We start from the raw sequence: 13,698 nt of genomic DNA on the forward strand, positions 1-13,698 counted from the left end.
CGAGTATGATTAGTTTTTTCTTCGTCATGGCAATTTTGCGCACAGGTTAAGAGCTTTTGCAATCAGGCTTATAGAGCCAGCATTTAGGTCTGCTATCTTTTTTTCAAAAAGCCTTTTGAGGCTAGGAATTTTTTGAAGTCCTGCAAGTTTATATTCCTGCTAATAATTTTTCCGTTTTCGTCAAGCAAGATATTCTGTGGAACATAAGAGATCAAAAGTTTCGTTTGGAGCGACGCATCCTTTTGCAGGTAGTTGTGCCAGGCCAATTTTTCTTCTTGTAGCGCCTGTTGCCAATGCCTATCGTTTTTGTCGATGCTGATAGAAATGAGTTGCAGCTTGTTGGTGTCAATGGCTTGATAAAGAGAGCGGAGTTCTGGAAACTGTGCCCTGCAGGGTTTGCACCAGCTTGCCCAAAAATCAAGCAGGTAATATTTCTTGGTTAGCAAAGTTGTAAAACGATGCGGTTTTCTGCTTTTGTCGAGCACCTCAAAACCAGGGAGTATTCCAGCCTCGATCATTTTGGAGTTATTGATCAACCCAAGGACATAATTCCCTTCGGGGGTGTTCTTTAAAGATGGGTCGAGCGCCTTATAATATTTTTCAATTAGCGGATAAGGAATTGCATGTGTGAGGTCGGTCAACCGATAGAGCGTGTAGTAAGCTTTTCGGTGCGCTACAACATCGGCATAGGTTCTACGTTGATAAGCTTCCCACCTTTCTTGCAATGACCGTGTTTTTGGGGAGATTGGAGTTGCTTTTTCCAAAATGTCTACAGCCCGGTCAAGCGGTATAAAATCTGGTTTGGCCATGAATCCCTTTGCGTCAAGCAAATGGTTTTCGCCGCCTTCAACCGTCATTGATGTTGCGTTTTCATATCCTTTGAGTTGAATTGGCTGCTCGTTGGGCAAGGGCTTTACCCTTAAAACGGCATCAGAATAGATAAAGTCGCCGGTAAAACCAACGATGTTCCCCTTGGCATTATAAAGCGTAAGGTTGGCGATAAACGATTGCGAATGTCTGAGCTGCCAATCGAAAGGCTTCCGGGTAACGGCCATCGAATCGAACCTGACCTTCTGCCAGCCACTGTCTGTCAGTTGAAGTTTCCAAAGGATGGCCTTTAAAGGCAAGGCGCTTGCCTCGGGTATGTCTAAAACCATTTTGGGCGTACTTGGCCTACAACCCAACAATAAAATACAAAGCAACAGGTTAAGCAAAAACCTCATGTCATATCGTTTAAAATCTGCCTATCATTTCCGACAGGCAGATGGGTAATTTTGATGCCTTAGATGATGCCTCTGCACATGGTATGGCCCGTATTGGTGCGGTAGGTCGTTCCGTTTACGATAACCGCGCAGCCACAGTCGAGCGTGCCCGATCCGTTTGAACACTGGCCTTGATAATTCTTCCGGAGCTCCTCAATGTACAGTGTACAGTTTTCGGCGGTAAAGCATACCACTTCTCCGCCCGGTACTGTTCCCGCTAAAATGTTTTTCATTTCGCTTCTTGTTAAGGCCTTGCCTTGCCCAGGCTTTGCGCCTACAGTTTTTGTCCTTTTCATGTTTGTCATATTTGGTAAATGCAACCTCATTACACCAGGTTGCTTGGGTGCTTTAGCAATAAGACAATAGGTTGAAAAAGTAAATTTTTGCGCTGCCGGGATGCGGGGACAGAAGTGTCCTAAAGTTTGGAAAGAATTTTCTAAAAAGCTATCCGTTTTATGGATAGATTATCCAATAAATTGCTAATTTTAGAAAAAATACAAGATATGGTTGGTCTTAAAATACGTATGATCAGAGAAATGAGAGGCTACTCTCAAGAGTACATGGCAGATAAATTAGGCATGGCCCAAAACTCTTATTCAAGGATTGAAACTAATCAGACAAAATTATCTACGGAGCTTTTACAGAAAATAGCGACCATTCTGGGCGTTTCGCCTATGGATATCCTGAGTCAACAACCAGCTATTATCAACCTGCAGTCGAATCAGGGAACGCAACAGGCTATAGGGCATGTTGACACCATTGTGTCGGAAAATAAGGAGCTTTACGCCAAAATGCTGGAGCAGAAAGATGTCGAAATCCAGCGGCTGCAAAAGATGGTAGAAGCCCTGCTCGAAAAACTCGGCAGTTAACCTCCCCAATTTCTGTAGCGAATAGCCGCAGTGGAGCCCTCTGATCTTGCACTTTAGGATTGTTTTTATTGTTGGCGGAGAATATCAACAAATACACCATCCGTTGCAAAACCTTTGGCCTGCAAATAGTTAGCTACAGATTACAGGATTTCTATAGATGAAGTCCATCGTTCACATTAGTGTTCCTCGCGATAAAGAACACAAAACCGCGGGTGCTTAAGCTTGTGGCTTGGGCGTATCGCTTACCGTACGTTGTGTAGGATAGGCAAAATCAGACCCATATTGGTGCACGATTTCAATCAGCTTAAAATTCACCGCTTCCTTGATTTTGAGGTAGGCGTTAAAATCGATATTCTGTACCAGGTAAAGCACCTGGATATTCAATGCCGAATCGCCAAAACTATCAAATGATGCAACTCCGTCGGAAGTATCAGGATTATCGGCCAAAAACTGGTTGATATCATCCACAATTTTTTTAATCATTTCCGAATCGGTTTCGTAGGTTATGCCGATGTTGAATTTTACCCTACGGTAATTGCGTCGGGTCATGTTTTCGAGCACGCCATCAATCATTGCCCTGTTGGGTATCACGATGGTTGTTTTATCGGTACTGCGCAATACCGTACTTCTAAAGCCTACCTTCTCAATGGTTCCCTCAACACCGTCTACTTTTACCAAATCGCCCACGGTAAAAGGCTTATCCATAAAAATGGTGAACGATCCGATCAGGTTTTCGAGGCTTTCCTTGGCGGCCAAAGCAATGGCTATACCTCCGATACCCAAACCGGTAATTAGACTCAATGCATTCACTTCGAACACATAACCCAACAGCACGAAGAAGCCGATAAAACAAACGATAAACTTAAACAGCTCTTTCAAGAAAGGCACCAATTGGTCGTCGGCTTTATTGTTCGATTTCATGGCCTTGTACATAAGCACATGGGCAACAAAATCGATCAGCCTCAGCACGATCCAAAAGAAAGCCATAATGATCAGGAAGAGGAAGATCTTGTCGAACAGTTCGCCCAGGGTAAATTCCTGTGCCACCTTAACCTTATCTACCACCTTATGGTAATGCCAGCACACCACATCGAGCGGGTGCTTCAATTGGTTAACCGCCAGGTAAAGCGAAGCCAGCGTAATAAAGGTTTCGATCGGCTTTAGCAGGAGACCAATAAAGGTGTCCATCTTTACATCGTCGGCAAATTTTTTGAACAGCCTAAATAGGAGCTGGCTTAAAAACCTCGAAACTATCCGCTTAAAAAGCAGTCCAAGCAAAAGTATGCCACCAAATAAGCAATAAGCCTGAATGGTATTGCCCCAAAAAACCTGTCCAAAAAATTCGCTGCTCATTATACTAGTTGTTTCAATGCAATTTCAAATGCAGTGCTCGATAAATTTGTTTTTTTGTTAGATGTGGCGTAAACAGCCTTCAAGGCATTGTTGATTACCGATGAAGCATCAGAAAAGATAGCATCGTCGCTCATTTCGATGTTACGCTGCATCAGATAGGCAAATACCCTGGCCATGCCGCAGTTGGCAATAAAATCGGGGATTACCGCTACATTGTTGTCGGCATACTCCATAATGCTGCCAAAGAAAATTTCCTTGTCGGCAAAAGGCACATTGGCGCCACAGGCGATTACTTCCAAGCCGCCTTTAATCATTTTATCTACTTCGCTTTGCTGCACCAGCCTAGAGGCCGCTGCAGGCACGAATATTTCGGCTCCAACGTTCCATACCTGCTCGTTTGCTTCGGCAAAAGGAATCAGATTATCGGCCACCAAGGTATTGTTTACCCGGGTATTGAACAATGTTTTCACTTCTTCGGCACTCAAGCCTTCGGGCCTGATCAAACCGCCAACGCGATCGATGATAGCCACAATTTTAACGCCTTGTTGCGCCAGGTAGTATCCGGCTGCAGCCGCTACGTTGCCCCAACCCTGAATAATGGCTTTCTTGCCTGCCACATGGCCACCCCAAATCTCATAAAAATGCCTGATCGATTCAGAAACGCCATAGCCGGTAATCATATCGGCCACTTTGTATTTTCTTTTGATGTCGGGCGTGTACTCTAAATCTTCGAGCACCTTAGAAACCCCATAGCGCAACTGGCCGATTTGGTGGATGCGCTCGTTTTCCCTGGCCTGATAGTGACCATTGATTACGCCCTCTTGCGGGTGCCATAGGCCGTAGCCTTCGGTAATAGGGATTACTTCGTGTATCTCGTCTATATTCAAATCGCCTCCGGTACCGTAATAGTTTTTAAGCAGGGGCATAACGGCCTTGTACCAGCGCTCCAAGACTTCTTTTTTACGCGGATCGGCCGGATCGAAGTTGATGCCCGATTTTGCACCGCCAATTGGCGGACCAGAAACGGTAAACTTAACCTCCATGGTTTTGGCCAACGATTCTACTTCACGTTTATCCAAGCCCTTGCGCATACGCGTACCGCCACCGGCCGCACCGCCACGCAGAGAGTTGATCACTACCCATCCTTCGGCTTCCGATTCTTTATCTTTCCATTCGAAAACAATTTCTGGTTGTTTCTCTTCATACTTTTTTAACAGTTCTTTCATCTGTGTAATCTTGGTTTTAACAGTGATGAAGCTATCGGGAGCATTCAAAAACACTCTCGAAGGTTCATTTCGATTTATAATTTGGTGGGGCAAAGATATAAACAAAAAAACCTCCACGAAGCTAATCGTGAAGGTTATATTTTTTTATAGAAAATATTACTTTCTTAAAGATTTGATACGGGCTGCTTTACCGGTTAGTTCGCGTAGATAGAACAATTTAGCTCTACGTACTTTGCCGTAACCGTTAACTTCCACTTTATCAATATTTGGAGAGTTTACCGGGAAGATACGCTCAACACCTACTCCATTACTAATTTTACGAACAGTAAACGTTTCGTTTGCGCCAGCACTGTTGCGTTGGATTACAACACCTTGGTAAATCTGAATACGTTCTTTATTTCCTTCGCGAATTTTATAGTGAACACTCACTGTATCTCCTGACTTGAAAGAAGGAAGTTCTTTTTTCGCGATTACCTGCTCTTCTACAAATTTTACTAAATCCATGATTTTAAGCTATTAAGCCGATTTTTGGTTCTTCAAAATCGGATTGCAATATTAGGCATTTTATTTTTAAAATAAAAGCGAAGTTTAAAAATAATTTATTTTCTAACAAATTGTGGTTTTTCCACATTTTTGGAGGCTTATTTCAACAGGTCGGGCCTGCGCTGTTCGGTACGCTTCAGGGCCTCTTCGTGGCGCCACTCGTTAATTTTGGCTTCATGGCCGCTCAGCAACACCTCTGGCACCTTGTGTCCACGCCACTCGGCAGGCCTGGTGTAGATGGGGGCGTCCAGCAATTCGCCCTGAAAACTGTCTGACAGGGCCGAGGTTTCATCGTTCAGCACGCCCGGAATTAAGCGGGTTACCGCATCAACCAAAACCGCAGCCGGCAGTTCGCCACCAGAAAGCACATAATCGCCAATTGAAATTTCGCGGGTTACATAAATATCCCTGATACGCTGGTCTATGCCTTTATAGTGGCCGCATAAAATGATAATGTTTCCCTTTATCGACAGCTCGTTGGCCATGGTTTGGTTCAGCGTTAGACCATCCGGACTCATAAAAATTATTTCGTCGTAGGTCCTTTCGGCCTGCAGTTTTTCTATGCAGCCGGCAAAAGGCTCAATGCTCATCACCATGCCGCTGCCGCCGCCATAAGGATAATCGTCAACGCTCTTTTGCTTGTTGGTGGCGTAATCCCTTAAATTATGCACCACGATTTCGGCGATGCCTTTTTTTTGCGCACGCTGCAGAATAGAATGGGCAAAAGGGCTGGTCAATAAATCGGGCAGTACAGAAATGATATCAAAACGCATAGGGCAAAGGTAAGAAATTAACCCTTGCGAAGTTTCAAAACTTCGCAAGGGCTGTGTTCGTTCGTTTGTTCTTTAGCTCATTGACAACACCTCAAGAGAAAGAATGGCTGATTGAAACATCGGCAACTGAAACCTGCCTACAATAGGCTATCGGCCAAAAAACTTCGGACTAACTAATCGCCATCTTCCAGTTCAAAAATCTCTTCCACGGGTTTTTCAAACACCTTGGCCATTTTTAAGGCCAGCACGGTTGACGGCACGTATTTGCCCGATTCGATGGTGTTGATGGTCTGCCTCGAAACCTGGATCAAATCAGCCAGTTCGGCCTGGGTAATATTTTTGATGGCACGTTGTACCCTGATGTTATTTTTCATAGCTCATTCCTCCTTCGGCAGCAGTTAACAATCGGTTATTTTTATAATTGACGTACTCCATTCTGAGCACAAAATAAAGCAACAGCGAGAATTGCGCAAATAGCATAAAATATAAAAAGCTGAACGAATAGAGCAGCACATTGGCCACCAGCAACAATCCGTAGTTAATGTAAACCGCCAACTGCAGGCTTTCCAGGCGTTGCTGCATCAGCATTTCGTCTTCTTTTTTATGCTGCGAAAAGGCCCAGAGCAATAAGCCGATTACCAAGCCCAAGTAATTAACCTGTTTTACCGGATCCCATTTTTCATCGTCCAAACTAAAAACAAACACAAAAGTCAAGACCAAACAAACTAACGAAAGGACCACACCTACCGGCTTAAAAGGCAGATGGGGCAAAAACCGGGGCTCGCTGATCAGGTAGCTTTCTTTTTTAAAATATTTAAGATAATAAAACCTGCCGATAAAAATAACCAGTGGCGTGAAGAGGTTCAGCTCGGAAGCGTGGTCGCCAATAAACGGAATTTCGGCAATGCTCATGCTAAAAACCAAGCCCACAAGATAAAGCAAATAATAGGCCATTACGCCCCAATACATGGCGTTGAGCCTAAGCCTGGCATTGAGTTCATCCTCTTTCCTACTCTTAGAAAAGGCAATGAGCAACAGGCCTACGATAACCAGCAAGATGGCCAGCTCGTTGGTAAAGTTTTCGAAGGCGGGCGTAAATATTCGATTGGTTTCGCGCAGGCGCAGCCCAAAGCCCGGAATTTCGTATTGCTGGATGATGTTAAAGTAGCCTAAGACAAAGCCAGGTATGGCCAGCACGTATCCAACCCAGCTACCCCATGTTGGAAACAGATATTTACTTTTCATGATTTTAATTTTTTAGCGGTTAAACAACAATTATATCAAGCATGCTTGAACAAATGTAAAGCATAATTGACATAAATGTCAAGTTTATTTTACAAAAAAATTAGAACATCTTACAAAACTGCCTTAAATCGTCCACTGATCGTGGATAATGGCCACTACATAATATTCGTTATTGTACATTTTGAAGACCAACCGCAGGCTGCGCCAGTCCATGCCGTTGTATTTTGGATCAACACCTTTGGTGTGGTACTCCACAAAATGAAGTCCAGGGTAAACTTCAGAAATGTTGTTCAAGGCGTTTCCCTTCTTGATCACCTGGTCGAAAGCTGCTTGATCGCTACTGAGGTAATCGGCATCGTATACAAACTTGTCGAGATAAGGAATTACTTTAAGCTTCATCGATTCGCCGGTACCGTCATAAACGCCCCAGGTAAGGGTCCAGTTTTTTTCAATGGATTCGAGAAAGTCTTTCGCCAGCAGCTTCTTACTGTTGGCTATATTGATATGGCCATAGGGCGAAAAGAGCACGGGATCTTTAGGGTGGAAATAGCTGGCAAACGAACGGTAATCTTTGTTTTTGAGGCTTTGCAATACCCGGCCTGCCACCAGCATAACCGAATCTTTTGCCGGCGAACCCGGCTGTTGCTGCACAGCCACGCTGTCTTTAGGCGGCACGGGTTGGGGAGCCGGTTTGTCCTCAACCAGCGAATCCAAAGTAATGCGCTTCATGTTCTCGTTGCTGCCGCAACCCCAACAAAAAACGGCCACCAAAGCAAATGCGATTACACATCTCATCATGCTTAAAGATAGCCGCAGGGTTTTAATTACCCAAATAAATATCCAGCAATCCTTCTGGCAGGTCGAGATGCAGGGTATTTTCCTCATCGTCTATTTCCAGAATGAAATCCTCATTGAGCGGAAACAGCACATCGCGGTTTTTATAGTGTACGGTAGCCACAAATTGTTGCGGATATTCGTTTACCTCGATAATCTCGCCTAACTCGCCAAGCGTTTCGTCAATAGCGATAAAGCCTTTCAGGTCGGTGTAGTAAAACTCATCGTCTTCACGCTCTGGTTTTTTGCTCAGTGGCAGGTAAACTTTTTTCTTTACCAAAGGCTGGGCCTTGTCTATATGGTCTATGTCGTCAAAATAAAAAGTACCGGTTTGGTTGGCCTGCAACTTATGCGATGCCACGAAATAGGGCACCAGCTTGCCATTCATTTCAACAAACAGCACATCAAGATCCAGCTGCTCATAATCTTCAAACTCGAAATAAAGCTGCACTTCGCCTTTTAAACCCTTGGTTTTGGTGATGTAGCCGATATAAAACGCCTCTTCTTTTAACATAGCGATGGTATAGGGGGTTAAAAAAATAGCGAAGGACTTTGCAGTTCTTCGCTATCTATCAGAATTGGACAATGCTTATGCGTTGTCTTCTTCTTTTGTTTCTTCTTGAGTGGCCTCAGCTGCTGGAGTTTCTTCGGTTGCAGTTTCAGCTACAGGAGCTTCTTCTGTTACTTCTTCTTCAACAACTTCTTCTGCTACTGGTGCATTTTTCAATGCGATAGCGGCGGCGCGATCAGCATTTTTCTTAGCCTCGGCAGCTAGGGCTGCTTTTTTAGCTTCGTTTTTGCTGTTGCTCAAGTTTTCTTTTTTGCTTTCGATTTTACCACCTTTAGCCTCTAACCAAGCTGCAAATTTAGCCTCTGCCTGCTCTTGGGTTAAAGCGCCTTTTTTAACACCACCTTCTAAGTGTTTTTTGTACAAAACGCCTTTGTAAGAAAGGATAGCGCGGGCAGTATCAGTAGGTTGTGCACCTTTGTTTACCCAGTCTAATGATTTTTCGAAATTGATTTCGATGGTGGCTGGATTGGTGTTCGGGTTGTAAGAACCTAAACGCTCAATAAATTTACCATCTCTTGGTGAGCGAGAATCCGCTACGACCACGTGGAAAAAAGGTTTCCCTTTTTTACCGAATCTTTGCAATCTGATTTTGGTTGCCATTCTTTTAAGTTTATGTATTCAACATAGTTCCCGGAAGCACCGTGCTTGCGGGGAGGCAAAGGTAAGTAAAATCCCAATAACTAACAAGCTTTTAGTCAATTAGTCGAAATCCGGCAAGTGATGAGGCTAATGGCCGCCTGAGCCATACGCTCTGCGTACGGCGCAAAGCTCAAATTTTAAATTCAGCTAACAATACTCTAATGGGTTTTAGGCATCTTTGAAGCATGAAGATAGCCATAGACATGGACGAAGTCCTAGCCGACCCCATCCACAAATTTATAGAACTCTACAACCGCGACTACGGCATTCCGCTCGACCTGAAATTAGATGCCGGCAACGAAATCTACCACCATGTACCTGCGCACATCAACAACAAATGGTTCGATTACATCAACGAAAAAGGCTTTTTCAGGAATTTGCCCGTTATTGAAAGGAGTGTAGAAGCCGTCAAAAAACTGCAGGAACAGCACGAGGTCTATATTGTTTCAGCGGCGATGGAGTTTCGTAATTCCTTAGAAGACAAACTCGACTGGCTTAAGGAGCATTTTCCATTCATCAGCTGGAGGAACATTATTTTTTGTGGCGACAAAATCGTAAATGTAGATGTGATGATCGACGACCGGATCAAGAATTTTATCGATTTTAAAGGGCGCCCGCTTTTGTTCACTTCGCCTCACAACCTTTTAATAACAGATTACGAACGGGTTGACAACTGGCAACAGGTTTTGGATAAACTGTTGGTTCAGTAGTTCGCTGGTCCATTTATAAAGGCCTTTGTTTGACGTGTAGGATTACGGCTGGGCTGTTGCTTAAAAAATGGCCAGAAATAACCCTCTGGCCATTCCCCTCACCTTAAAAACTAAATTCTCCAACCAGGTTTCCGTTTCTGTTGCTAGACTCCAGGGGCAATACCATCATCTTTCGCTCTTCCTTGCCTGTGGCATAGCGGATATAGATCTCGGCGCTCACCGTTGTTGGTCCGCTTAGGCTAACCTGCCTGTCGCCAAAGTAGTTTACCTCTATTTTATATTTTCCTTTGATGGCTTTTTTGAGCATAAACTGCTCCGGGCCATAACCATCGGTAAAGTCGTTGCTCATTCTGCCTCCGATTTCAGTTTTTGGATGGCTGTAATAACATTTTTCTCCATCGGGATCGGTAACCCACAAATCGATATCTGTGTCGTTCTTGTTCCAGTTGAGCACCACCCTAATGTCAACCGGTAAAGGCTGGATCAGTCTTTTATCAATTTGCCTGGTATCTAGCCGCTTGCCGTATTTTGTAATCAGGTGGTTGATTTCGGCAATAATGATCTCTTCAATGCCTTCATCCCTATCGGCCGATTGCATGTTATAGCTTTGGGTAAGCACTTTGTACAGGTTGTTGAGCGCTTCCTGATAACGGCCCACATCTTCTAACGCCAACGCATAATCGCGATAGCTTTGCGCATCCATTGGCCGCCATTGCAACACCTTTTCGGCAATGAAAAGCGAGGCGGTATAGTTATGGGTCTGTTTAAGTTTATAGGCCATTACCTTGTACAAATCGGCATTTTCAAGCTCTAGTTCTGCCATGTTGCTCAATATCTGCAGCGCCCTTACACTATCAGCCTGTTGATAGAACCAATTGGCCACATCGAAATAAAAAGTTGGCGTATGCAGGTATTGCTCCCTAAGCCCCAAATATTTCTGATAGGCTGCTGCCGGCTTGCCGGTTAAAGCCTTCATGTAATCTTTATCGCTTTTAAATTCTTTGACCGTAATGACGGGTTGCTGCTCAAATGCCTGCGACTTATCTCTTGTAACTTCCATGCCCGCTACCTTGCCCTGTAAGGCCCCGCTTGTTGATATTGTTACAGAAGAAGCTGCGTAGGTAGTCATTCGTTTAGCCTGCGCTTGGGCAGTTGAGGTAATCATCGCTTCCTGAAGACTGTTATTTTTCAGCAGTTCTTCTGCTTGTACAGCATCGGCCCTTTGCCTTTCATTTCGGGCCGGGCTTGGTGCACTTACCGCAGCTTCTCTCACCCTTTCTTCGACCACTACCGGCTGCGGAAACTTGAACTGATCTTGTTTCCTTTTCGGAGTAAAGTCGGTATTCCACCATTCCTTAAGCGTTTTGCTCATGGCTATCGCGCCATTAATCAGGTCTGTTCTTCGCTCTAAAATCGATTGCCTTCTTTGTTTTGTTGCCAAATCGAATTCCTTGCGAAGTTCGGCAGGCGGCGTAATGTCGTACCTCAGGTAATCGTCTAAGGTTTCCAACACAAGGAGGCTGGTATTCCGGGTTACAATGCCAAACTGTTTGCTTAAGCTACTGATTTCGTCTTTATTGGCTTCATATTGGATGTCCATTTCGGCAATTTTTTTCTGCGCCCAAATTCTGCTTACTTCTACGCGGCTTAAGGGTTGCATATTGGGGTCGAGGCGCACTTCCTGTTCGCTTACTACTGAACGGCCATAGCCAAACTGCAGGATGATCTTGGTGCTGTATTCGCTTAATATTCCGGCAACGGCCAAATGTCCGCCGGCATTTACCGGCAGCGAAGGATAGGTTTGACGTACTTCTAGGTTGTTTTTAATGCCTAAATACTGCAACTGGTCTTCGTTTAGCTGCTCAAAGGCATCTTTTGTGCTCGTGGCATTGAGGTTAACAAACTTGCCTCCGCTTTTCAATGCAATGTATTGTTGCGTGCTGTAATCGGCCTTTAAACTTGAGTTAACTACATGAACAGGCTGCTGAAGCGCAACCTTATTTTTCCCGAAAGTTGAAAGCCCATCGGTAAAAAACAGATACTCGCCGGCCGGCAAAACTTTCGCATTGATGTGGCTAAAATCGGTCGCGCCATCATAAACAATCTTGTCCAGTCGCTCTCTTAGCACATCCCAATTGCCGTTGGTAATAACAAAGGTACCTGCCTGACTAAAGGTATTGTTCAGCAAGCCCAAGCGGATAGTGAGGTTTTTTCGTTGTTTGACAAGCAGATCTAAAAGCTCTATTTCCTTTTTCAAATCGCGTTGTAGCCCGCTTAGCGAGCAATCCCAAATCAGGCCGATTTCGTTGCTCCATTGGTGCGGCCTGCTGGCGGCTTTCGGAAAAACATTGACCAGGAAGTAATAACCGCTGCTGGCCTTTTGCAACTGCACCTCAGGTAAACTTGCTTTTTTAGGCAGGTTGATGGTTAAGCCTTTCTTCGAAATAAAATCGGTTTTCCTTAGCGAAGCGATATAGGTATTGTCCATGTTTTTAATATCGAGGCTGCCATCGGGCTGCTCGACAAACTCGGGCTTGGCTATGCTTTCGAAAATGGTTGCATTTAATGAGAATTCGGCGATTTTTTCTGGATAAGCCAAAGGCAGGTGATAGCGCAAGGTGCTGTTTACCCCAAGCTTGAGCTCTTCTTCATAGCCCAAGGTAATGGTTCTTGATCCGTTTGCCGGAATAGGATAGATCTTTGTCCTGAAATTATTGCCCTCCACCTGTTCGAGCAGACCCGGGTCAACCCTTCGGCGTACAATGCTTTCAAAAACCTCGGTGGCCTTGGCTTTGGCTACAGGTACGGCTTCGCGCATCTTTCCGTTAATGTCGAGTGCATAGCGGCTGATTGTTACGCCTTCGGGCATCGGAAAGGTCAGTTCTCCCTCTAAAACGCGATTGCTGCTGTTGTAAAAGGTCATGGTCATGGTGGTTGTGGCAATATTACCCACCAATTGTACGGCTATATCCAGTTTTTTTAGCGTAACCGGCTGTTCTGTTGCCGTACCTGTTTTCAGAATCGGCATTTGAGCCAATGCCCAAATTGGTAAGGCGAGCAGCACAAGGGGGAGAAAAAGTTTAAATAGTTTCATGGCTTTGCATTTTTAGTATGGATGCAAAACCAAATCAATTTGCATAAATCTTTTTTCGGATGATAATCGGGGCCCATGCTTTACTCATCCTGCTTTGTAACATTTATGCGCTTTAAGCATCGAAATATAAAACCTAAAAGAAAATGTTAATCACAACCACAAATACAATTGAAGGCAAGAGAATTGTAAAGTACATTGGTCTTGTAAGTGGCGAAACCATTATTGGCGCCAATATTTTTAAAGATTTGTTTGCGGGTATCCGCGATATTGTCGGTGGCCGTTCGGGGTCCTACGAGCAGGTGTTGCGCGAAGGCAAAAACACAGCCGTAAACGAAATGCAGCAATATGCGGCAGCCATGGGTGCCAATGCCATTATTGGTGTAGACCTCGATTACGAAACCGTTGGAAGCGGTGGAAGCATGCTGATGGTTACTGCTAGCGGCACCGCCGTTGTGCTGGAGGATTAGCGCAAAGTGTTTGGGATTGCGCTGGGCGTTTTCTGCAAAGCGCAGCCACTACAAAATAAAGAGGCCACAGATTGACAGACTTGAATGCATCTCAGCTGTTAATCTGTGGCTA

At 44.6% G+C, this 13,698-nt stretch carries 15 protein-coding genes; 3 read left to right on the forward strand and 12 right to left on the reverse strand.

From position 1 onward, the window contains the following. Window positions 1-92: 92 nt before the first annotated feature. Both AC6H1S_RS18445 and AC6H1S_RS18450 read right to left on the reverse strand, forming a co-directional pair. Window positions 93-1,223, reverse strand: coding sequence for a TlpA family protein disulfide reductase (locus AC6H1S_RS18445; protein WP_497564563.1), 1,131 nt, complete (start codon window positions 1,221-1,223; stop codon window positions 93-95). A gap of 59 nt (window positions 1,224-1,282) precedes the next feature. Beyond that, window positions 1,283-1,558 carry a hypothetical protein gene (locus tag AC6H1S_RS18450; RefSeq protein WP_497564564.1) on the reverse strand — a complete coding sequence of 92 codons (276 nt, stop codon included), beginning with the start codon at window positions 1,556-1,558 and terminating at the stop codon, window positions 1,283-1,285. Between the two features lie 159 nt (window positions 1,559-1,717). Between AC6H1S_RS18450 and AC6H1S_RS18455 the strand changes: the two genes are divergently transcribed. Continuing rightward, window positions 1,718-2,131 (forward strand): helix-turn-helix domain-containing protein, encoded by a 414-nt coding sequence (locus tag AC6H1S_RS18455; protein ID WP_199137871.1) that lies wholly within the window; start codon window positions 1,718-1,720, stop codon window positions 2,129-2,131. Window positions 2,132-2,347: 216 nt separating this feature from the next. Here AC6H1S_RS18455 and AC6H1S_RS18460 read toward each other — a convergent pair whose 3' ends face one another. The 9 genes from AC6H1S_RS18460 to AC6H1S_RS18500 all read right to left on the reverse strand — a co-directional run bounded on the left by AC6H1S_RS18460 (window position 2,348) and on the right by AC6H1S_RS18500 (window position 9,276). Continuing rightward, window positions 2,348-3,484, reverse strand: coding sequence for a mechanosensitive ion channel family protein (locus tag AC6H1S_RS18460; RefSeq protein WP_199137872.1), 1,137 nt, complete (start codon window positions 3,482-3,484; stop codon window positions 2,348-2,350). Beyond that, window positions 3,484-4,710, reverse strand: coding sequence for a Glu/Leu/Phe/Val dehydrogenase dimerization domain-containing protein (locus AC6H1S_RS18465; protein WP_199137873.1), 1,227 nt, complete (start codon window positions 4,708-4,710; stop codon window positions 3,484-3,486). The genes AC6H1S_RS18460 and AC6H1S_RS18465 overlap by 1 nt, the downstream gene beginning before the upstream one ends. A gap of 156 nt (window positions 4,711-4,866) precedes the next feature. Continuing rightward, on the reverse strand, window positions 4,867-5,214 hold the full coding sequence (rplS, locus tag AC6H1S_RS18470; RefSeq protein WP_233165698.1) for a 50S ribosomal protein L19: 348 nt from the start codon (window positions 5,212-5,214) through the stop codon (window positions 4,867-4,869). Between the two features lie 137 nt (window positions 5,215-5,351). Beyond that, window positions 5,352-6,026: a tRNA (guanosine(37)-N1)-methyltransferase TrmD gene (gene trmD, locus AC6H1S_RS18475; protein ID WP_497564565.1), complete on the reverse strand. Its 675-nt coding sequence runs from the start codon at window positions 6,024-6,026 to the stop codon at window positions 5,352-5,354. Between the two features lie 173 nt (window positions 6,027-6,199). Further along, complete coding sequence (locus AC6H1S_RS18480) at window positions 6,200-6,400, reverse strand: helix-turn-helix transcriptional regulator (protein ID WP_199137875.1); 201 nt, start codon at window positions 6,398-6,400, stop codon at window positions 6,200-6,202. Further along, window positions 6,390-7,271, reverse strand: a complete 882-nt coding sequence (locus AC6H1S_RS18485; protein WP_497564566.1) for a hypothetical protein — start codon at window positions 7,269-7,271, stop codon at window positions 6,390-6,392. The genes AC6H1S_RS18480 and AC6H1S_RS18485 overlap by 11 nt, the downstream gene beginning before the upstream one ends. A gap of 123 nt (window positions 7,272-7,394) precedes the next feature. Beyond that, entirely contained in the window at window positions 7,395-8,069 is a 675-nt protein-coding gene (locus AC6H1S_RS18490) for a hypothetical protein (protein ID WP_497564567.1), read from the reverse strand. 22 nt (window positions 8,070-8,091) lie between these two features. Then, window positions 8,092-8,619 carry a ribosome maturation factor RimM gene (gene rimM, locus AC6H1S_RS18495; RefSeq protein ID WP_199137880.1) on the reverse strand — a complete coding sequence of 176 codons (528 nt, stop codon included), beginning with the start codon at window positions 8,617-8,619 and terminating at the stop codon, window positions 8,092-8,094. Window positions 8,620-8,694: 75 nt separating this feature from the next. Beyond that, on the reverse strand, window positions 8,695-9,276 hold the full coding sequence (locus AC6H1S_RS18500; RefSeq protein WP_497564568.1) for a 30S ribosomal protein S16: 582 nt from the start codon (window positions 9,274-9,276) through the stop codon (window positions 8,695-8,697). Between the two features lie 224 nt (window positions 9,277-9,500). Between AC6H1S_RS18500 and AC6H1S_RS18505 the strand changes: the two genes are divergently transcribed. Then, window positions 9,501-10,025, forward strand: a complete 525-nt coding sequence (locus AC6H1S_RS18505; RefSeq protein ID WP_497564569.1) for a 5' nucleotidase, NT5C type — start codon at window positions 9,501-9,503, stop codon at window positions 10,023-10,025. Between the two features lie 103 nt (window positions 10,026-10,128). On the opposite strand, the gene AC6H1S_RS18510 is transcribed toward AC6H1S_RS18505, so the two are convergent. Next, a complete protein-coding gene (locus AC6H1S_RS18510; RefSeq protein ID WP_497564570.1) occupies window positions 10,129-13,119 on the reverse strand; it encodes a DUF2135 domain-containing protein in 2,991 nt (996 codons plus the stop codon). Window positions 13,120-13,262: 143 nt separating this feature from the next. On the opposite strand from AC6H1S_RS18510, the gene AC6H1S_RS18515 reads away from it, so the two are divergent. Further along, window positions 13,263-13,586, forward strand: a complete 324-nt coding sequence (locus AC6H1S_RS18515; protein WP_199137886.1) for a heavy metal-binding domain-containing protein — start codon at window positions 13,263-13,265, stop codon at window positions 13,584-13,586. Window positions 13,587-13,698: the final 112 nt, after the last annotated feature.

The sequence above is a fragment of the Pedobacter sp. TM02 genome (assembly GCF_059705275.1).

Excerpts from the sequence above, each read along its gene's own strand:
- AC6H1S_RS18455 (WP_199137871.1), top strand. The coding sequence starts at position 1,718 with ATGGATAGATTATCCAATAAATTGCTAATTTTAGAAAAAATACAAGAT.
- AC6H1S_RS18500 (WP_497564568.1), bottom strand. The coding sequence starts at position 9,276 with ATGGCAACCAAAATCAGATTGCAAAGATTCGGTAAAAAAGGGAAACCT.
- trmD (WP_497564565.1), bottom strand. The coding sequence starts at position 6,026 with ATGCGTTTTGATATCATTTCTGTACTGCCCGATTTATTGACCAGCCCT.
- AC6H1S_RS18505 (WP_497564569.1), top strand. The coding sequence starts at position 9,501 with ATGAAGATAGCCATAGACATGGACGAAGTCCTAGCCGACCCCATCCAC.
- AC6H1S_RS18445 (WP_497564563.1), bottom strand. The coding sequence starts at position 1,223 with ATGAGGTTTTTGCTTAACCTGTTGCTTTGTATTTTATTGTTGGGTTGT.
- AC6H1S_RS18480 (WP_199137875.1), bottom strand. The coding sequence starts at position 6,400 with ATGAAAAATAACATCAGGGTACAACGTGCCATCAAAAATATTACCCAG.
- AC6H1S_RS18510 (WP_497564570.1), bottom strand. The coding sequence starts at position 13,119 with ATGAAACTATTTAAACTTTTTCTCCCCCTTGTGCTGCTCGCCTTACCA.
- rimM (WP_199137880.1), bottom strand. The coding sequence starts at position 8,619 with ATGTTAAAAGAAGAGGCGTTTTATATCGGCTACATCACCAAAACCAAG.
- AC6H1S_RS18465 (WP_199137873.1), bottom strand. The coding sequence starts at position 4,710 with ATGAAAGAACTGTTAAAAAAGTATGAAGAGAAACAACCAGAAATTGTT.
- AC6H1S_RS18485 (WP_497564566.1), bottom strand. The coding sequence starts at position 7,271 with ATGAAAAGTAAATATCTGTTTCCAACATGGGGTAGCTGGGTTGGATAC.
- rplS (WP_233165698.1), bottom strand. The coding sequence starts at position 5,214 with ATGGATTTAGTAAAATTTGTAGAAGAGCAGGTAATCGCGAAAAAAGAA.
- AC6H1S_RS18490 (WP_497564567.1), bottom strand. The coding sequence starts at position 8,069 with ATGATGAGATGTGTAATCGCATTTGCTTTGGTGGCCGTTTTTTGTTGG.
- AC6H1S_RS18515 (WP_199137886.1), top strand. The coding sequence starts at position 13,263 with ATGTTAATCACAACCACAAATACAATTGAAGGCAAGAGAATTGTAAAG.
- AC6H1S_RS18460 (WP_199137872.1), bottom strand. The coding sequence starts at position 3,484 with ATGAGCAGCGAATTTTTTGGACAGGTTTTTTGGGGCAATACCATTCAG.
- AC6H1S_RS18450 (WP_497564564.1), bottom strand. The coding sequence starts at position 1,558 with ATGAAAAGGACAAAAACTGTAGGCGCAAAGCCTGGGCAAGGCAAGGCC.